The 19,254-nt window shown below is 68.1% G+C and carries 18 protein-coding genes; 9 read left to right on the plus strand and 9 right to left on the minus strand.

Annotated elements, in window-relative coordinates; all coding sequences use genetic code 11:
* Positions 1 to 4 precede the first annotated feature (4 nt).
* The 5 genes from F614_RS0107870 to F614_RS0107890 form a co-directional block, all read right to left on the minus strand.
* Positions 5 to 3,760, minus strand: a complete 3,756-nt coding sequence (locus F614_RS0107870) for a PAS domain-containing protein (protein ID WP_019558674.1) — start codon at positions 3,758 to 3,760, stop codon at positions 5 to 7.
* Positions 3,761 to 3,788: 28 nt separating this feature from the next.
* Positions 3,789 to 3,995 (minus strand): hypothetical protein, encoded by a 207-nt coding sequence (locus F614_RS0107875; RefSeq protein ID WP_017941374.1) that lies wholly within the window; start codon positions 3,993 to 3,995, stop codon positions 3,789 to 3,791.
* Positions 3,996 to 4,037: 42 nt separating this feature from the next.
* Entirely contained in the window at positions 4,038 to 4,256 is a 219-nt protein-coding gene (locus F614_RS0107880; protein ID WP_018867447.1) for a hypothetical protein, read from the minus strand.
* Positions 4,257 to 4,522: 266 nt separating this feature from the next.
* Positions 4,523 to 7,828, minus strand: coding sequence for an efflux RND transporter permease subunit (locus tag F614_RS0107885; protein ID WP_019558675.1), 3,306 nt, complete (start codon positions 7,826 to 7,828; stop codon positions 4,523 to 4,525).
* The gene (locus tag F614_RS0107890) at positions 7,825 to 8,850 is read right to left on the minus strand and encodes an efflux RND transporter periplasmic adaptor subunit (protein WP_018867449.1); all 1,026 of its coding nucleotides are present in this window, start codon (positions 8,848 to 8,850) and stop codon (positions 7,825 to 7,827) included. The genes F614_RS0107885 and F614_RS0107890 overlap by 4 nt, the downstream gene beginning before the upstream one ends.
* Positions 8,851 to 9,427: 577 nt before the next feature.
* On the opposite strand from F614_RS0107890, the gene F614_RS0107895 reads away from it, so the two are divergent.
* The 6 genes from F614_RS0107895 to F614_RS0107920 all read left to right on the plus strand — a co-directional run bounded on the left by F614_RS0107895 (position 9,428) and on the right by F614_RS0107920 (position 14,877).
* The gene (locus tag F614_RS0107895) at positions 9,428 to 9,769 is read left to right on the plus strand and encodes a phenylpyruvate tautomerase MIF-related protein (protein WP_026279294.1); all 342 of its coding nucleotides are present in this window, start codon (positions 9,428 to 9,430) and stop codon (positions 9,767 to 9,769) included.
* Positions 9,770 to 9,803: 34 nt separating this feature from the next.
* Positions 9,804 to 11,513 (plus strand): proline--tRNA ligase, encoded by a 1,710-nt coding sequence (locus tag F614_RS0107900; RefSeq protein ID WP_019558676.1) that lies wholly within the window; start codon positions 9,804 to 9,806, stop codon positions 11,511 to 11,513.
* A gap of 136 nt (positions 11,514 to 11,649) precedes the next feature.
* A complete protein-coding gene (locus tag F614_RS0107905; protein ID WP_018867452.1) occupies positions 11,650 to 11,931 on the plus strand; it encodes a type II toxin-antitoxin system RelE/ParE family toxin in 282 nt (93 codons plus the stop codon).
* A 25-nt stretch (positions 11,932 to 11,956) separates the two neighbouring features.
* Positions 11,957 to 12,256: a HigA family addiction module antitoxin gene (locus F614_RS0107910; protein ID WP_018867453.1), complete on the plus strand. Its 300-nt coding sequence runs from the start codon at positions 11,957 to 11,959 to the stop codon at positions 12,254 to 12,256.
* A 63-nt stretch (positions 12,257 to 12,319) separates the two neighbouring features.
* Complete coding sequence (locus F614_RS0107915; protein ID WP_019558677.1) at positions 12,320 to 14,182, plus strand: SLC13 family permease; 1,863 nt, start codon at positions 12,320 to 12,322, stop codon at positions 14,180 to 14,182.
* 86 nt (positions 14,183 to 14,268) lie between these two features.
* A complete protein-coding gene (locus F614_RS0107920) occupies positions 14,269 to 14,877 on the plus strand; it encodes an Hsp20/alpha crystallin family protein (protein ID WP_018867455.1) in 609 nt (202 codons plus the stop codon).
* A gap of 12 nt (positions 14,878 to 14,889) precedes the next feature.
* Here the strand turns inward: F614_RS0107920 and yccX are convergent, their stop codons facing one another.
* Positions 14,890 to 15,180 carry an acylphosphatase gene (gene yccX, locus F614_RS0107925; protein WP_018867456.1) on the minus strand — a complete coding sequence of 97 codons (291 nt, stop codon included), beginning with the start codon at positions 15,178 to 15,180 and terminating at the stop codon, positions 14,890 to 14,892.
* Between the two features lie 23 nt (positions 15,181 to 15,203).
* On the opposite strand from yccX, the gene arsC reads away from it, so the two are divergent.
* The 3 genes from arsC to F614_RS0107940 are packed head-to-tail and all read left to right on the plus strand — an operon-like array spanning position 15,204 to position 16,521.
* Positions 15,204 to 15,560 (plus strand): arsenate reductase (glutaredoxin), encoded by a 357-nt coding sequence (gene arsC, locus F614_RS0107930; RefSeq protein ID WP_019558678.1) that lies wholly within the window; start codon positions 15,204 to 15,206, stop codon positions 15,558 to 15,560.
* On the plus strand, positions 15,557 to 16,168 hold the full coding sequence (gene wrbA / locus F614_RS0107935) for an NAD(P)H:quinone oxidoreductase (RefSeq protein ID WP_019558679.1): 612 nt from the start codon (positions 15,557 to 15,559) through the stop codon (positions 16,166 to 16,168). Before arsC ends, wrbA begins: the two co-directional genes overlap by 4 nt.
* Entirely contained in the window at positions 16,165 to 16,521 is a 357-nt protein-coding gene (locus F614_RS0107940) for a DUF2069 domain-containing protein (protein WP_018867459.1), read from the plus strand. Before wrbA ends, F614_RS0107940 begins: the two co-directional genes overlap by 4 nt.
* 283 nt (positions 16,522 to 16,804) lie before the next feature.
* Here F614_RS0107940 and hda read toward each other — a convergent pair whose 3' ends face one another.
* From hda to F614_RS0107955, 3 genes are read right to left on the minus strand one after another with little or no spacing between them, the layout of a single operon-like run.
* Entirely contained in the window at positions 16,805 to 17,539 is a 735-nt protein-coding gene (gene hda, locus F614_RS0107945; RefSeq protein WP_019558680.1) for a DnaA regulatory inactivator Hda, read from the minus strand.
* A complete protein-coding gene (locus F614_RS0107950; RefSeq protein WP_018876914.1) occupies positions 17,536 to 18,654 on the minus strand; it encodes an AI-2E family transporter in 1,119 nt (372 codons plus the stop codon). Before F614_RS0107950 ends, hda begins: the two co-directional genes overlap by 4 nt.
* Entirely contained in the window at positions 18,651 to 19,241 is a 591-nt protein-coding gene (locus F614_RS0107955; RefSeq protein ID WP_018867462.1) for a CDP-alcohol phosphatidyltransferase family protein, read from the minus strand. Before F614_RS0107955 ends, F614_RS0107950 begins: the two co-directional genes overlap by 4 nt.
* Between the last annotated feature and the right edge of the window lie 13 nt (positions 19,242 to 19,254).

The following is a 19,254-nucleotide window of genomic DNA, read 5'->3' on the forward strand; positions in this document are numbered from 1 at the left end:
CGGCTCAGCCGCTCGCGCGACCCGCGGCACAGCGCTGCAGCGCGCCCAGCAGATCGCTCGCCCCGATCGGCTTGGTGAGCAGAGCATCAAAGCCGGCCGCCGCCACCCGCTCGCGCGTGGCCTCGGTGGCATCGGCCGTCACCGCGATCACCGGGATCGCCGCCAGCGCCGCCTCGGCGCGCAGCGCGCGCAGCACCTGAAAGCCGTCCATCACCGGCAGATTCAGATCGAGCAGGACAAGCCCCGGCGGGTCCCGCAGGGCCATGTCCAGGCCCGCCACGGCGGAGTCCGCCACCCGGCAGTCGCTCACCCCCTGCTGCCTCAGCATCTCGCGCAGCAGACGCTGATTGGCGGCATGATCCTCGATGCAGAGCACCCGGCAACCGTCCCGGATCGCAACGTCCGAGGCTGCGGCCGCGGGCGGGAGGTGCTCCTGCGCCGCGGGCAGACGGAACCAGAAGGTGCTGCCCGTACCCGGTATGCTGTCGACGCCGATCTCGCCGTCCATCAGCTCCACCAGGTTGCGGGTCACCGCAAGGCCCACCCCGCTCCCCTCGATTCCCTGCTCCTCGGCCACCAGGCGCTCGAAGGGCTGGAACAGCCGCTGGCACTGCTCCGGCGTCAGCCCCGGCCCGTCGTCTTGCACCGCGATCCGCACGCCGGAGCCCTCGTGTTCGCAGGTCACGCGCACGCGCCCGTCCGGCCGGTTGTACTTGACCGCGTTGGACAACAGGTTCAGGAGTACCTGCCTCAAACGCCGGGGGTCGGCCTGCACCATCACCGTCGGCAGGGGCTCCGCTGCGAGCACCACGCGGTGCTCGCGCGCCAGGGGCTCCAGCAGGGACAGGCATTCATCCAGTAGCGGGTCCACGGCGACTGGTTCCGGCTCCACCTGCATGCGCCCCGCCTCGATCCGCGCCAGGTCCAGGATCTCGTTGATCAGGTCCAGCAGATGGCGCCCGGCGCGCATGATTTCATCGAGATGGCCGCGCTGGTGTTCATCCAGAGCCGGATCGCGCTCCAGCAGCTGGGCAAACCCGAGAACCGCGTTCATCGGCGTGCGCAGCTCGTGGCTCATGTTGGACAGAAAATCCGACTTGGCCCGGTTGGCCGCCTCGGCCGCCTCGCGCGCACGGTGCAGCTCGGCGCGACGACGCAGCTCGTCGGTGAAGTCGCTGAAGATATTGAAGCCGTATTGCGGTTCGCCGCGATCGTCGAGGACGACCCCGATGTTGCTGACGGTGATAAACACCGCCCCATTGGCGCAGCGGTGGGGTAGCTTTCCGGCCCAGGAACCGCCTTCGGAAAGCACCCGGTCGATCTCCCGCGCCTCCTCTTCGGAGTCCTCGGGGATGATATTCATCTCGCGGAAGCTCCGGCCCAGCATCTCGCTCGACTCGTAGCCCACCATCTCGCGCGCGGCGGCATTCACGTAGACGAAGCGGCCCGCACGGTCCACTACCGCGATGCCCTGCCCGGAGGACTCGAAGATGCGCTGGAACAGGGCCAGATGTTCCTGGGCCTCGTGCAGTTCGGTGATGTCCTGCAGGCTCCCGGCGATGTGCGCGGGTCGGCCCTCTGCATCCAGGCTGACACTGGCGATGACGTGGACAAAGCGGGTCCGCCCGTCCCGGAATTGCACCCGGTGACCGAGTTCGTGGTGTCCGGCCGCATTCAGGCCCTGCAGAAAGGCCGTCACCGGCTCGCGATCCTCCGGGTGCACCAGCGCCAGGTATGCGTCGCGCCCGAAGGACGCATCCCCCGCATCCGCCTCGAAGATCTCGTGGATGACCCGCGACCATGTGATCGCCCCGCTTTGCGGGTCCATCTCCCAGTTGCCGATGCGCGCCAGGCGTTGCGATTCCAGCAGCCGGGTGGAGAGCTGTGACAACGCCAGTTCCGAGGTCTTGCGCTTGGTGATGTCCTGCATCACACCCAGCATGTACAGGACCTCGCCGTCCTGACCCCGGACCACGTCGCCGCGCTCCAGCAGCCAGTGCTCCGAGCCGTCGGGCCAGATAACGCGATGCTCCAGTTCCAGGTAGGACCCGCGACGCAGACTGCTGGCGATCGCATTGCGCACCCGGACGCGATCGTCGGGGTGCACCGCCTGCACGAAATTGGCGACCGTGGGTTCCAGCCCGCCCTCGGGATAGCCCAGAAGCGGCGGGATGCGCTCCGACCAGCCCAGCGCCTCGCGGTTCGGCGCCCATTCCCAGGTCCCCATGTTGGCGAAGATCTGGCTGGAGCGCAGGCGGTGCTCCTGATGCTTCACGTGGGTGATCTCGGTGCGGATCGACACGTACTGGTAGGGGCGCCCGTTGCTCCCGAGATACGGGACGATGGTGGTCTCCACCCAGTACAGCGAGCCGTCGCGCGAACGATTGCACATTTCGCCCTGCCAGACGCGCCCGGACGCGATGGTGGACCAGAGCTCGGCATAGAATTCCGGTGGATGCTGGCCGGACTTCAGGATGCGGTGATTGCGGCCTATCAGCTCGGACACCGCATAGCCGCTGATCCGGGAAAAGCGCTCGTTGGCGTAGACGATGTTGCCGGCCACGTCCGCGATACTGACCAGGGCATGTTCGTTGACGGCCACATGCTCGCGCTCGCGCTCGTACAGGGCATCGCGATAGGACTGGCTGACCCCGTCGATCTGGCGCATCTGGCGCGCCCGCGCGGCAATCGCGGCCTGGATACGGGCTGGCTCCACGGGCTTTAGAAACACCCCCGCCACACCGGGGTGCACCGTCATCAGGGCGTTGATCCGTCCGGGGTCCTCGGTCAGGAACAGCAGCGGGACCGCCCCCCCGTTGTCCCGAGTACGCAGCAGCGCGACAAACGATTCCGCCGGTTCGTCCAGCCCCTGCAGATCGAGGACCACCACATCGGCGCCGATCTCGCCCAGCCGGAGGCGCGCATCCTCCGGGTCGGACACCGTCGATACCTCCAGCCCGGAAGCGGCCAGGTGATGAGCGAGTTCGCTGTCCGCCTCCCCGGCGACTAGCAGCACGCGATAATCCGACTCCACGATTACGCCGCCGATCTGCATCAGCTGCTCGACCAGGGTGTCGGTTACCAGGGGGTGATCGAGGCAGCGCGTCACCCCCTGGCGCACGCATTCGAGGCGGGCGCCGGGACTCCAGGCCTGAGCGACGGCCAGCACCGGAAGCCCGCTGGCCAGCGCAGACGCCAGCCCCGGCAAGCCGCCCCCGTCCGCCGCGACCACGTCGGCACACAGCACCACTGCGGAAAGCGGCTCGTCGTCGGCCACGGCAACCTCGCCCCGGGTTACACGAAAACCCTGGTCGGCCAGCATGCGGGCCACCGCCTCGCCGACCGCGCCGCCGTCGTCGATCAGGCGGACTCGTGACTCCGCCGGACGCCCCCCCACAGGCTGCATGCGCGCCTGCGCCGCCGGCCGCGCCCGCTGCCGATAGGCCTCCACGGCCGTGGCCAGGCGGCGCACCCCCGCGACAATCAGGTCACGATCCGGTCCGGGCGGGGCCCGGCGTACGCCGGCCACGGCGGCCCGCAGGGATTCCGCCGCGCCGCGGATCAAGCCGACATCGAAGACCTGCCCCGACTGCGCCAGCGCCTGGGCCTCGCGGTACAGGGTGATCAGGCGTTCGCCATCCGCAAACGTGCCGTCGAGCTGACCGGACAGGGCCTCCAGCTCCGCGACCCGCTGCCCCAGTGACTCGAGGAATTCGCCCCGCAGGCGCGCCAGCCCCGGCGATGCCGGGGCTGGTGTCACGAGAGGCGTACGTGACGGATGCACCGAATCAGTTCGGCGGGCCGCCCGGATTGATGTCCTTGTCCTTGACGATAAAGTAGACCCCGATCGCCGCCAGGCCCATCCACATCAGCAGTGCAAACACCCCGAGGATCTCCCAGAGCGTCACGAAGAAGAACAGCATGATGGCGGCGGCGCCAAGGAAGATGTTGCCGATCACGAAATTGGACGGCCGGCGGGAATCATTGTCGGGCATGGAGCACTCCGGTACGGGTGCCAGGGACGGCACCGGGCAGGGCTATTGCTTCTTGTAGGGGGCGAAGTCGAACTGCCCGGCGGTCATGTCGTCCCACAGATCGCTCTGCAGCACGGCCAGCAGCTTGAACAGCTTGCGCAGTTCGGGGTCATCCATGAAGCGCTGGTCCTCGCTGGCCTTCAGCGTCTCGACCAGGGTGGCGCACTGTTCGCGGCTGATTCCGAGGACGTTCAGGCCCTCTTCTCCCATCTCGACATCCATCGAGCGTCTCCGGTTCGGTTAAGTGGCACCGATTGTAGCCGCATGCCGGCACACGGCGAAAACACCGGAACCCGGCCGCGTCATTGCGAGGCCCCGCCAGGGGCCGTGGCACAAAAGCGCGACGCGCGTTGAGCGGCCGCAGGCCGGCCCGAAGGGCGAGCGCAGCGGGAACCCCGCGACGAAATCCCGATGCTCGCCCCACCCAGCGTCGAGGCCGGCCACAGAGATCGCCACGGCGCTGCGCGCCTCGCGATGACGGGATCCGCTTACGCCGCCTGGGCGCGGATCAGCTCGACCCGGTTGCGCACGTACAGGTAGTACAGCACCGGGATGATCACCAGCGTCAGCAGCGTGGAGACAAACACGCCGAAGATCAGCGAGATCGCCAGGCCGGAGAAGATCGGGTCATCCAGAATAAACCCGGCGCCGACCATCGCCGCCAGCCCGGTCAGGATGATCGGCTTGGCGCGCACCGCACCCGCGTGCACCACTGCCTCGATCACCTCCACGCCACGGCGGATCTCCTCGTTGATGAAGTCCACCAGCAGGATCGAGTTGCGCACGATAATCCCGGCCAGCGCGATCATCCCGATCATCGAGGTCGCGGTGAACTTGGCGTCCATGAAGAAGGCATCCATGAAGGCATGCCCCGGCATCACCCCGATCACGGTCAGCGGGATCGGCGCCATGATGATCAGCGGCACCATGTACGAGCGGAACTGCGCGACCACCAGCAGGTAGATCAGGATCAGCCCCACCGAGTAGGCAATGCCCATGTCGCGGAAGGTCTCGTAGGTCACCTGCCACTCGCCGTCCCACTTCAGGGAGAAGTTGTACGGGTTGTCCGGCTGGCTGATGAACAGCTGCTCCAGCGGCTCGCCATAGGCCATGGGCTGATCGCGCAGGCCGAAGAACATGTCGAACATGCCGTATAGCGGGCTGTCCAGACCACCGGCCAGGTCGCCCATCACGTAGACGACCGGCAGCAGGTTCTTGTGATGGATCGAATGCTCCAGGGTCGAGTCCACCACATTGACCACCTCGGACAGCGGCACCAGCGTGCCGTCGCGCGAGCGCACCTTGAGCCCCAGCACCGGGTCCAGGCTGCCCTTCTCGGCCTGTTCGAACTCGAGCCGCACGGGCACCGCGTACTTCACGTTGGAGCCGTAGAGGTAGGTCACGTCCTCGCCGGACAGCGCGGTCTCGATCGCCTGCACCACCGCCTGCTGCGACACGCCCAGGCGCGCGGCCCGCTCGCGGTCGACCTGCAGGATCTTCTTCTGCCCCGGGTATTCCACCGAGTCGTCGATATCGGTAATGCCGTCGGTGTTCTCGAAGCGCTCGCGCACCTGGCGGGCGATCTCGATCTGACCGTCGTAGTCCGGCCCGTAGATCTCGGCCACGATCGGCGACATCACCGGCGGCCCCGGCGGCACCTCGACCACCTTCACCGCGGCACCGTGACGATCGGCGATCTCGTTGATTGCCTCGCGCACACCGAGCGCCACCGCATGGCTCTGGCGCGAGCGCTCGGAGGCATCCACCAGATTCACCTGGATGTCGCCGACGTGCGAGCCCTCACGCAGGTAGTACTGCCGCACCAGGCCGTTAAAGTTGATCGGCGCCGCGGTACCCGCGTAGGTCTGCACGTTGTGCACCTCGGGCACGGTCTTCAGATAGTCGCCCATCTCCGCCAGCACGCGGGAGGTACGTTCCAGGCTGGTGCCCTCCGGCATATCCAGCACCACCTGGAACTCCGACTTGTCGTCGAACGGCAGCATCTTCATGACCACCAGCTGGAAGTAGGCCAGCGACACCGAGCCCAGGATCAGCACCAGGGTCCCGACCCACAGCACCAGGCGGTTGGTCTTCTTGCGCCCGGAGGTCCCGAGAAACGGCAGCAGCAGGCGGTTGAAGATCTTCATCAGCCCGGCGGAGGCGCTCTCGCCTTCCGCGCCATGCCCGCCGCCGGTCGGGGCGGCATGCGCATGCTGCTCGGCCTGGCGGCGCAGCACCTTGTACGTCAGCCAGGGCGTGACCACGTAGGCCACCGCCAGCGAGATGATCATCCCCATCGAGGCGTTGATCGGGATCGGGCTCATGTAGGGCCCCATCAGCCCGGTCACGAAGGCCATCGGCAGCAGGGCCGCGATCACGGTGAAGGTCGCGAGGATGGTCGGTCCGCCGACCTCGTCCACCGCGAGCGGGATGGCCTCGAGGAATTTCCTGCCGCCCTTGGCCATGTGCCGGTGGATGTTCTCCACCACCACGATGGCATCGTCCACCAGGATCCCGATGGAGAAGATCAGCGCGAACAGCGACACGCGGTTGAGGGTGAAGCCATAGGCCCAGGAGGCGAACAGGGTGATCGCGAGCGTGATCACCACGGCCACACCGACGATGAAGGCCTCGCGCCAGCCGAGTGCGATCCAGACCAGGATCACCACCGACGCGGTCGCGAGGATCAGCTTCTGGATCAGGGTGTTCGCCTTGTCGTCCGCGGTTACGCCGTAGTTGCGGGTAATGGTCGTCTCGATACCGTCGGGGATATAGGTCCCGCGCAGTTGATCCAGGCGCTCGACCAGGGCGTCGGCGATATCCGGGGCATTGGTCCCCGGTTGCTTGGCAATCGCCACGGTGACCGCCGGGTGGCTCTCGCCCGCGCGCGCTCGATCGCCGGCGGCCGCGCCATGGGCAAAGCGCACGTGCTCGGTGGCATAGGCCGGGCCCTGCACCACCTCGGCAACGTCCTCGAGGTAGATCGGACGGCCGTCGTGCATGCCGACCACCAGACTGGCGAAAGCCTCGGGTTCGGTAATGAAGTCGCCGGCCTGGACGAGGATCTCTTCATCGTCCTGATAGAGCTGCCCGGCGTCGCGCGAGAAGTTGGAGGCCTGCAGGCTGGTGCGCAGGTCATCCACCGACAGGTTGTAGGCAGCGAGCGTCTCCGGCTTGAAGCGCACGTGCACCACGTGGTCCGGGCCGCCGACCGTGTAGATATCACGGGTACCCGGGACCCGCTTGAGCTCGGCCTCGATCCCGTGCGCCACGCGCAGCAGATCGTGCCCGCCGCGCTCGGGGTCCTCGGTCCACAGGGTCACGTTGACGATCGGCACGTCGTCGATGCCCATCGGCTTGATGATCGGCTCGCCGACCCCCAGCCCCGGCGGCAGCCAGTCCTGGTTGGAGAACACCTGGTTGTACAGGCGCACCAGCGCCGCGGTGCGGTCCTCGCCGACCTCGAACTGAATGGTGATCTGCGCCATGTTCGGGCGCGAGACGGAATAGATGTCATCGATGCCCTCGATCTCCGAGAGCACCTGCTCGGCCGGCGTGGCGACCAGTTGCGCCACCTCCTGCGCGCTCGCCCCGGGGAACGGGATGAACACATCGGCCATGGTCACGTTGATCTGCGGCTCTTCCTCGCGCGGGGTCACCAGAATCGCAAACAGCCCCAGCAGCAGCCCCAGCAGGGCCAGCAACGGGGTGATCTGGGTGGTCAGGAAGGCCTGCGCGATGCGCCCGGAGATCCCCATCCGCTCGGACGCCCCCTCCGTGGTGGCATCGCTCATGGGTTCACCTGCTGATGTTCCTTCAGCCAGATCTGCGCGTGCACCGGGTCCAGCGCCACGCGCTCGCCGGCCTCCAGACCGCCGTGGATCTCGATCAGGCCGTCATGCTGACGCCCGACCCGTACCTGACGGAACGCCACCCGGTCGTCCGCGTCCACCACATAGACGGCGATGACCTCGCTGCGATAGACCACGGCCTCGGTCGGCACCACCAGGCGCTCCACCGCGTCCACGACGAAGGCGGTCTTCACGAACATGCCGGGGAACAGGCCCAGATCCTGCTGCTCCGGCAGGTTCACGCGGATGCGAAAGGTCGAGCTGGCGGGATCGGCGTAGGGGAAGATGGTCAGGCTTTCGGCCGCCACCCGGTCTCCGTTCAGCAGGACCTCGGCACTGCGCCGCTCGCGCACGCTGTGAATCAGACGCTGCGGCACATCCACCGCCACCCGCAACTGGTCCAGGCTGATCCCGGACAGCAGCGGCGACCCCGGGCTGACCGACTCGCCGACCTCTACATGGCGCTCGGTCACGATCCCCGAATAGGGCGCATACACCTCGGTGTAGCCCAGTTGTTCACGGGCCTCCTCGACCCGGCCCTCGGCCGAGCGCAGGCGGGCACGCGCCGACTCCAGCGCGGCCTCGGCGCGATCGAACTCGGAGCGCGACACCACCCCGCGATCGAACACATCGCGAATGCGCTCGAACTCCGAACGGGCCTCGTTGAAGCGGGCGCGGGCCTCGGCCAGATCGCCCTCGGCCTGGCTTACACGGGCCTGCTGCTCGGTGTCGCTGACCCGGACCAGCAATTCATCGGCCTCGACGAAGTCGTCGACATCCACGTAGATCTCGCGGATCCGCCCGGAGGTCTGCGCCGAGATCGTGGACCGCTGCACTGCCTCGACGCGGCCATCCAGGATCCGTTCCTGGGTGATCGTCTGGCGTTCGGCGGTGGCCGTCTCGAACGGCAACTCCGCCTGGGCCGCAAACGGCAACAGCAGCAGGGCCCACAGGGTGTGGCGCATCCGGTTTCGTGTCATGAGGCGTCTGTCCTTGCTAGATGAGGTCGCCGGGGATGCGGCGCGCGCACCGGACCCGGAACCATATATTAGATTTTTCTAATTTATTATTTCCTGATGTTGAACGCAATCCGGCCGTCCGGCCCCACCGCGTTCGTCTCCCTCGCTCCGAGTATAGCCACCCTGACAAGGGTTTCACCCGCTAGGGAGACGCTGATTGAATCGCACGTCCGCGTTGGTGCCCCCTGTTTTCCGAGACAAGGCGCGTCGTGCAGCGGGTAGTGGTTCTACCCGCAAGCGGCGCAACGCAGGATCGGGGAACAGGGGGCACCAACCCCACAAGCCATTGAAAGCAGGGGCTCGGCCGCCCGTTGTTGATCAAAAACGGGCGCGAGAACGGCGTTGCGGCTCCCTTGTGCAGAGTGACTGCACGGCAGTCACCGCGCATTAAACGCACGCAAAAGCGACTCGAGCGCGGACGTGCGATTCAATCAGCGTCTCCCTAGGGCCGACGCGAGCGCTGCACCGACCCCGCGCTCCCCGTATCATGGCGACCTTTCGCCGCAACGCCCCGGAGGATGCCATGCCGCTGCTGCAAGTCGAGACCAATGCCGCCCTGCCCGACGACACCGCCACGTTGTGCCAGCGTCTGTCCGCCGCGGTCGCCGACTGGCTGGGCAAGCCCGAGGGCTACGTGATGGTCGCCTGCCGCCACAACCCGGCCATGTGCTTTGGCGGGCGCACCGATCCGCTCGCGTACTGCGAGCTGAAGAGCATCGGCCTGCCCGAGGGCCTGACCCGCGAGCTGTCGCGCAAGCTGTGCGACAGCCTGCAGGCGGAACTGGGCATCGAGCCGGCCCGCGTCTACATCGAATTCGCCGACGCCCCGCGCCACTTCTGGGGCACCAACGGCACCACGTTCTGAACCCTTTCCAGCCATCAACCACGGACTGCCCCCGATGCGCGTCTCGCAATTCCCGCTGAACACCCTGAAGGAAACCCCGGCCGACGCCGAGATCATCTCCCACCAGCTGATGCTGCGCGCCGGCTACATCCGCCGGCTGGCCTCCGGGCTGTACACCTGGCTGCCACTGGGCCTGCGGGTGCTGCGCCGGGTGGAAAACATCGTACGCGAGGAGATGAACCGCGCCGGCGCCCTGGAGGTGCTGATGCCGGCGGTGCAGCCGGCCGAGCTGTGGCAGGAGTCCGGGCGCTGGGACTTCTACGGCGCCGAACTGCTGCGCATCAAGGATCGCCATGACCGCGACTTCTGCTTCGGCCCGACGCACGAGGAGGTGATCACCGACCTGGTACGCCGCGAAGTCCGCAGCTACCGCCAGCTGCCGGTCAACTACTACCAGATCCAGACCAAATTCCGCGACGAGCGCCGCCCGCGCTTCGGCGTAATGCGCGCCCGCGAATTCCTGATGAAGGACGCCTACTCCTTCCATATCGACGCCGCCTCGCTGGGCGAGACCTACCACCAGATGCACGCGGCCTACACCCGCATCTTCGAGCGCTGCGGTCTGGACTTCCGCGCAGTGGAAGCCGACACCGGCGCCATCGGCGGCAATACCTCGCACGAGTTCCACGTGCTGGCCAGCTCCGGCGAGGACGCCATCGCGTTCTCCCCGGCCGGGTTCGCCGCCAACGTCGAACTGGCCCCCTGCCCGGCACCCGAGCCAGCCCCGGCCCCCGGCGCAGCGCTGGAGAAGATCGCCACGCCCGACGTGCACACCATCGACGATCTCGCGAAATTCCTGGACATCCCGACGGAGCGCACGGTGAAGACCCTGGTGGTCGCCGCCTCCGACGCGATCGACGCCGACCTGGTCGCCATCGTGCTGCGCGGCGACCACGAACTGAACGCGGTGAAGGCCGAGAAGCATCCCTGGGTCGCCGAGCCGCTGCGCATGGCCGAGGCCGCCGAGATCCGGGCCGCCTTCGGCGCCGACCCCGGTTCGCTGGGCCCGGTCGGCAGCCCGATCCCGGTACTCGCCGACCAGGCCATGCTGGGCATGGCCGACTTCGTGGTCGGCGCCAACGAGAACGGCCACCACCTGACCGGCGTGAACTGGGGCCGCGATCTGCCGCAGCCGGAGACCGCCGACCTGCGCAACATCCTCGAGGGCGAGCCGGCCCCGGACGGTTCCGGGGCAATCGAGATCCGCCGCGGCATCGAGGTCGGCCACATCTTCCAGCTCGGTGACAAGTACAGCCAGGCCCTGGGCGCCCGCGTGCTGGACGAGGACGGCCGCGAGCAGGTGGTGACCATGGGCTGCTACGGCATCGGTGTCTCCCGCGTGGTCGCCGCCGCGATCGAGCAGAACTCCGACGAGCGCGGCATCTGCTGGCCGACGGCGATCGCCCCCTTCGACATCGCCCTGTGCCCGATCGGCGCCAAGAAGTCCCAGCGCGTGCGCGAGGCCGCGGAGAAACTGCACGACGAGCTGGAGGCCGCCGGCTTCCAGGTCCTGCTGGACGACCGCGAACAGCGTCCCGGCGTGATGTTCGCCGACATGGAGCTGATCGGCATCCCGCACCGCCTGGTCATCGGCGAACGCGGCCTCGACGCCGGGGAACTCGAATACCAGGCGCGCATCGCCAGCGAGGCCGAACACCTCCCGATGGATGGCCTGCTCGACGCCCTGCGCCAACGCCTGCAATAAGGGCTCGGCGGTCACCGTGCCTCGCCCGCAGAAAACAGCGCCGAAGTGACGGGCGTATTCGGGACCGGTATTTCCCGGGAGAGTCCGGTTCGACAACCGTTTGCGCGCTAATAACGCAGCGCGTTAGCATTTATCCATGATCCAGAGCTACCGCGGCAAGGAAGCCGCGCGGCTGGCCCGGGGCGAGAGGGCACGCCGCCTGCCCGACGAGGTAACGCGCCGGGCACGAATGCGTCTGGCGCGCATCCACGCTGCCACCCGCCTCGAGGATCTGCGCCAGCCTCCCTCGCATCGACTGGAGGCACTGAAAGGCGACCGCGCGGGTCAATACAGCATCAGGATCAACGACCAGTGGCGCATCTGTTTCGAATGGCGAGACGGTCACGCCTACAACGTCGAGATCGTGGATTACCACTGATCCGACGACCACCAGGGAGGCAACGATGACAGCACAGGATATCGAGGCCCCGATCCATCCGGGCCAGCACCTGGCCGAATTCATCGAGGAGGCAGGCATCAGCCAGTACCGCCTGGCGCACGACATCAGCGTGCCCCCCCGCCGAATCAACGAGATCGTGCAGGGCAAGCGCGCGATCACGGCGGATACGGCGCTTCGCCTGGGCCGTTATTTCCGCACCTCGCCCGAGTTCTGGATGAACCTCCAGGATCACTTCGAGCTCGAGCAGGCCCGCCAGTCCCTGGGGCCTCGGCTTGAACAAGAAGTACATCCGCGCGTTGCCTGATTCACGCGGCCCCCTCATCGACTGCCCCGCCGCAACCGATCCCCGCAAACAGGGCCGCTTCTGATGGGGTCGGTCGCCTTTACCCTGGAGATGGGGATCGTGTTCGGCCTACTAGGGCTGACGATCCTGCTGTTCGTGACGGAGGTGATCCGGATCGACCTGGCGGCGCTGAGCGTGCTGTTCCTGCTCGGCATGGTCGCGCTGGTGCCGGGGGTGGCGCCGATCGTCGAGGGCGAGGCACTGTTTTCCGGCTTTGCCTCGAACGCGGTGATCGCGATCATCGCGGTGATGATCATCGGCAAGGGGCTGGACCGCTCCGGGGTCATGAACCGCCTCGCGGACCTGATCCTGCGCTTTGGCGGGCAGACCGAGCGCCGCGTGATGGCCACCACCTCGGGGGCCGTGGGCATCATCACCAGCTTCATGCAGAACATCGGGGCCGCCGCGTTGTTCATGCCGGTGATCAACCGCATCGGCGCGGCCGCACGTATCCCCCGCTCGCGCCTGCTGATGCCGATGGGCTTTGCCGCGATCGTCGGCGGCACCCTGACGCTGGTGGCCTCCAGCCCGCTGATCCTGCTCAACGACCTGTTGCCCGGCGAGGTCGAGGGCTTCGGGCTGTTCGACGTGACCCCGATCGGACTCGCCCTGCTGGGTACGCTCATCCTCTACTTCGCGCTGTTCGGACGCTGGGTCCTGCCGGCCCGCGATCCCCAGACCGAGGACCCGGACGAGAGCCGGGTGCAGACGACCTCGGCCTGGTTCCGCGATGTCTACGGCATGGATTTCGGGGTGCGCGAGGCACGCCTGGACGAGGACAGCTCCCTGGCCGGAATGCGCGTGGGCGACTTCGAGGCGGCCTTCGGGGTACACGTCGTGGGCGTCACCACGGGCGACGAGACCCGCATCGAACCCAACCGGGACGTGGAGCTGGAGCGCGGAGCACACCTCGCCATCCTCGGACCGGTCACCACCATCGAGACGACCTGCGACCACACCGGCACCGTGCTGAAGGACGAACTGGACGTGTTCGCCCGCGCCATGTCCGCCCGCCACGGAGGGATCGCGGAGGTGATCATCCCGCCCGGCTCCGAGCTGATCGGACAGACCGTGCGCGACAAGGGCATGCGCCGCAGCTACGGCATCTCGGTGCTGCGCATCCAGCGCGGCGATGACCTGATCGTCGACGAGGTCCCGGATACCCCGCTGAAGGCCGGCGACACCCTGGTCGTGCACACGCCCTGGGAGAACCTGCAGGCGCTGGAGGACGACCGCGACTTCGTCGTGGTCACCAGCCGCTATCCACGACGCAAGCAGGAGGCGTCAAAGACCCACCGGCCACTGGCCGCGCTCGGCTCCCTGGCGCTGGGGCTGGGGCTGGTGCTGTTCACCGACCTGCCGCTGGCACTGGCCCTGCTGGGCGGGGCCCTGGGGATGATCTTCACCGGCGTGATCACGATGGACGAGGCCTATCGCGGCATCAGCTGGAAGACCGTCTTCCTGCTCGCCTCGCTGATCCCGCTGGGGCTGGCGGTGGAGAACTCCTGCGCCGGCGAGTGGATCGCGACCAACGGCATGCAGCAACTGGAAGGGATGCCGGTCTGGGTGCTGCAGGTCGCGGTGTTCCTGCTGACCACCTTCTTCACGCTGGTGATGTCCAACGTCGGGGCGACGGTTCTGCTGGTCCCGCTGGCGGTCAGCTTCGCGAGCGTCGCCCAGGGCATGGGGATCGACGCCGACCCGCGCGTGTTCGCGCTGATCGTCGCGATCGCCGCATCCAACTCCTTCATCCTGCCCACCCACCAGGTCAATGCGCTGATCATGGATCCCGGCGGGTACCGCGTGGCCGACTACCTGCGCGCCGGCGCCGGTGTGACCCTGCTGTTCATGGTCGTCTCGCTGCTCGTCATCAACCTGCTGTTCTGAGGGAAACAGTGTTTCCCTCAGCCCGGTTCAGGGCCGGTACAGGCTACTCGGACAGACTCGGCTACAAACCCACACGGAAATCGCGCATGCCCGCAACGCTTCGTCTGTACCCGGTCCTGGCAGCCCTGGCGCTGCTGCTGGCCGCCTGCAGCCCGCGGATCTACGGGGTAAGCGAGGAACAATGGGACGCCATGGGCGAGGCCGAACGGGTCGAGGCCATCCGCGCCTGGGAATCGGTGCAGAAGGCCCGCGAGGCCCGGCTGCAGGCCGAAGCCGAGCAGGAGGCGGCACGGGCAGCCGAACGCGCCGAGCGGGTCGCGGCCATCCGCAGTGGCCAGGCCGGCCTGCCCGGAGACCTGATCCGCGTCAGTCTCAGCGGCGGCACGCTGCGGATCGGCGGTCGCGAACGCGCGCTGGAGCCAACGGCCTTTACCCTCGCCAGTGGCGAGAGCCGCAGTATCGAGGTACACGCCGAACGCTATCGCAGTGAACTCGAGGTCGCCTACGAAGACGGTCTCCTGCTGATCGACCTGCCGCGCCATTCGCGCACCGGGGCGGCCCGCCTCGCCTGGGACGGCGCCTGGATGCAGGGGGCCGAGACCCGCATCCGGTCGGAAGGTCCGCACCGGCTGCGCGACGTGCGTGCCTTCGTCCAGGTCATTCCGCCACCGGGTCGCCCGCTGCGGCGCTACTGAGGCACCGCCGAGTCAGCCCGTGGAGAACTCGCGCGGCGCCGGCTCCGGGGGTTCCAGCTCCTCGGCCTCCACCGCATCCACCCGCGCCATGCGCGGCCCGTCGGCCAGCCACTCCTCCAGCGTGTCCAGCGCCCTGCGCGGGCCCACGGCCAGCACCTCGACGCTGCCGTCCGGCTCATTACGGGCATAACCGGTCAACCCGAGCCGCCGGGCCTCGTCGCGGGTAGAGGCGCGGAAGAACACCCCCTGCACCTGACCGCTGACACGCCAGCGGCGGGCATGGTTATCATTGGCCTCCGTCATTTTTCGTCCTCCGGAGTGGATTCATGTCCGATGCCCCTACGCTGTACCACAACCCGCGCTGCAGCAAGTCGCGCGCGACCCTGGCACTGCTGCGCGAGCAGGGCGTGGAGCCGCAGATTGTCGAATATCTGAAGACGCCGCCGGATGCCGCCACCCTGCGCGCCATCGTCGACCGGCTGGGCATCGCCCCGCGCGATCTCCTGCGCACCGGCGAGGCGGAGTACCGCGAACTGGGCCTGAAGGATGCCGAGCTGGACGACGAGGCGCTGATCCAGACCATGGTGCAGCATCCGAAACTGATCGAACGCCCGATCCTGGTCATGGGTGAGCGCGCCCGCATCGGGCGTCCGCCCGAGCAGGTGCTGGAGATCCTGTCGTGAGCGCGGTCCCCGAGGTCCTGGTGCTGTACTACAGCCGCTACGGCGCGACCGCCGAGCTGGCCCGTCACGTCGCCAGCGGCGTGGAGCGGGCCGGCGCCGTCGCCCGCGTGCGCACCGTGCCGCCGGTGAGCACCAACATCACCGGCGAGGCGCCGGCGGTTCCCGCCGACGGCCCGCCCTACGCGGAGACCCGCGACCTGGAGGAATGCGCCGGGCTGGTCATGGGCTCGCCCACGCGCTTCGGCAACATGGCCGCGCCGCTGAAGCACTTCCTCGACGGCACCAGCGGCCTGTGGGCCAGCGGCGGCCTGGTCGATCGCCCGTTCGGGCTGTTCACCAGCACCGCCACCCAGCACGGCGGGCAGGAAACCACCCTGCTGACCATGGCCCTGCCCCTGATCCACCAGGGGATGCTCTGGGTCGGCGTGCCCTACACCGTACCGGAGCTGAGCACCACGACCTCCGGGGGCTCGCCCTACGGCGCCAGCCATGTCGCCGGCGGCCAGGGCGAGCACCCGGTCAGCCGCGAGGAGCAGCGCATCGCCACGGCCCTGGGCGAGAGGGTCGGGCGGATCACGCGCCGCCTGCAGAACGGGGAATCGGCATGATCCTCGCGGCGCGCGCGCTGGCGCTGGTCGCCTATCTGGCCCTGATCGGCCTGATCCTGGTCTGGACCACCTGGATCGACCGGCCGGAGATCGTGCCGGTCTCGTTGGCGCTGGTGATCCTGGTCCTGCCGCTGCTGTTCCCGCTGCGCGGGATGCTGCACGGGCGCCGCTACACCCACGCCTGGTCCAGCCTGCTGGCGCTGGCCTACGTGACCCTGGGGATCACGCTGGCCGCGGCGGCCGATGCGCGCCTGTACGGGCTGCTGATGACCGCCGCCAGCCTCGCCTGGTTCGCCGGCTGCCTGCTCTACGTCAAACTCGACGCCCGCCGCGCTCGCAAGCTTACTTCCTGATTTTCACCACGAAGCGCACGAAGACACGAAGAAGGTCAAAACCCGTTCACAGGAAGACGGGAAGGCTGGAAGAGGGCATTTTGTTTACAGGAGGTTGCGGGAAAGTCCTTTCCGGTGCGCAATGTACCCACGCTTCGGCCGGAGCGAGGCGCCCAGCCAGCATCCCCGGGCCGAGGACCGCCTCCCGGTACGCCCCATCCAGAATCTTCCGTCCTTCCCGTCTTCCTGTTAAACGCCCTTGACCTGGCCCTTCTTCGTGCCTTCGTGTGCTTCGTGATGAAGATCAGGAACGCGCGAGCTGGTCGCGGACGAAGGGGATGGTCAGTCTCCGCTGTTCGGCCAGGGCGGCCAGGTCCAGGCGGTCCAGCAGGGCCAGCAGGGCCACCAGATCACGGCGGTAGTGGCGCAGCAGGTAGTCGGCCACCGCCTCCGGCAGCTCCAGCCCGCGCAAAACGGCGCGCTGGGCGAGGATGCGCTTGAGGTCGTCTTCCTCCGGTGCCTGCATCCGGAACACCGGCCCCCAAGCCAGGCGCGAGGTCAGGTCCGGCAGGCGGCTGCCCAGCCCGTCCGGCGCATGGGTCGCCGCCAGCAGTACCCGGCAGCCGCTGTCGCGCAGGCGGTTGAGCAGCCCGAACAGGGCTTCGTCCCAGTCGCCCTTCCCGACCACCTCGTCGAGATCGTCCAGTGCCACCAGGCGGGCACGCTCCAGGCCGTCCAGCACCGCCAGCGGCGGGGCGGATGCGACCTCGCCCAGCGGCAGGTAGGCCACCGGATCGCCGCGTTCGTGGCTCTGATGGCAGGCCGCCTGCAGCAGGTGGGTCTTGCCGACGCCGGACGGCCCGTGCAGCAGGATCTGTGGCTCGCTCATGCCAACCCCGACGGCCAGCGCCTCGACGGCATCCCGGGCGAGCGGATTGCCGCCGGGATAGAAGCCGGCAAAGCGCGACGTATCCCGCAGGCGCAGGTCCAGCGGCAGCTGGCGCTGCGGGGCAGCCTCGCGACCCTGGCCGGCACTCATTCCCCGGGACCTCCCGGCTCCGAGGGCGCTTCCCCGGCATTCAGGCGCCGGTAGTGCACCAGCAGGTGGCGCACGCCGACAGCCAGCACCGCCGCCACCGGCAGCGCCAGCAGCACGCCGAAAAAGCCGAACAGCTGTCCGCCGGCCAGCACGGCAAAGATCACCGCGACCGGATGCAGCCCGGTGCGGTCGCCCACCAGCCAGGGCGTCAGCACCATGGACTCCAGCACCTGGGCCACGGCGAAGATCGCCAGCACGATCAGCAGCAGGGTCCAGCCGTCGCCCTGCACCAGCGCGGCGGCGCTGGCCAGCAGCACCCCGACGATCACGCCAACATAGGGGATAAAGCTGACCAGCCCGGCGATCAGGCCAATCGCCAGACCCATCTCGACCCCGGCCACGGTCAGGGTGACCGCATAGAACAGGCCCAGCGCCAGCATCACCAGCATCTGTCCGCGCAGAAAGGCCCCCAGCGTTTCGTCCGACTCCGCGGCGAAGGTCATCACCGCCGAACGCCAGGCCCGCGGCAGCAGGTCGCGCAATCCGTCCAGCAGGCGCGGCCAGTCGCGCAGCAGATAGAAACTCACCACCGGGATGAGCACCAGGTTCAATACCCCCAGCACCAGCGCGCCGGTGGAGCTGCCGATCCACTGCAGTACACCCCCGGCCAGCCCGCCGGCCTCGCGCCAGTGCTCGGTGACCAGCCCCTGCAGCGCACCGGCGTCCAGCGGCGGCAGGCCGTCCCCGGCCAGTTCCTCCAGCCACGGCCGCACCTGCGCATCGAACCAGCCGAGGATCTGCGGCAGCGCCAGCGTGAGTCGTTCGAACTGGGCGATGGCCAGCGGGATCAGGATCAGGATCAGCGCGGCCAGCCCGAGCATCACCAGCAGGAAGATGACCACCGTGGCCAGGGTGCGCGAACGCCCGGTGCGCACCGCCAGACGTGTCACCAGCGGATTGAACAGATAACCGATCAGCAGCGCCACGACGAAGGGGGTGAGGATTGGCGCGAGCAGGTACAGCGCCCCGCCCAGTACCAGCAATCCGACCAGGGCGGCCAGGGTCGCGGCCGAGACCGGCCCGACGCGCTCGCGCAACTCGACCCCCGTGCTCATGACGCCCTCCCGTTCGCCGCGTCCGACCCGCCCTGGCCGCGCAGGTAACGCCACGCATACAGGCCCCACTGCACGGTATAGGCCAGACCGCTGGCCAGGGTCGTGAAGGCCACGACAATAATCAGCAGCTGCACCCAGATCGGGTCCAGTGCCAGCAGACCGACCTTCACGATGGCCACCAGCACCAGCGCGATCTGCAGGAAGGTGTTCACCTTGCTGATCAGCAACGGCCGAATGGCCAGGGGCCCGACAAACACCCGGTACAACGCGGAGCCAAGGGTCAGCCAGACATCCCGCCCCACCACCAGCAACAGCAGCCAGAGGGGCAGCAGTCCGGACAGGGTCACGGCCACATAGATCCCCAGCATCAGCAGCTTGTCCGCCGCCGGATCCAGCCAGGCACCCAGCGGCGTATGCCAGCCGTAACGCCGGACCAGCCAGCCGTCCAGGGCGTCACTCAGTCCGGCGATTGCCAGCAGCACCACCGCCACCAGGTAGTGCTCCAGCGCCAGCAGCACGACAATCGGCGGGATCAGCAGGATCCGGCCGATCGTGACGGCATTGGGGATCTGGTGGCGGGGCAGCATCCGGTTCGCCGTG

It is taken from the genome of Thioalkalivibrio sp. ALE12 (assembly GCF_000381105.1).
Lineage (GTDB): Bacteria > Pseudomonadota > Gammaproteobacteria > Ectothiorhodospirales > Ectothiorhodospiraceae > Thioalkalivibrio.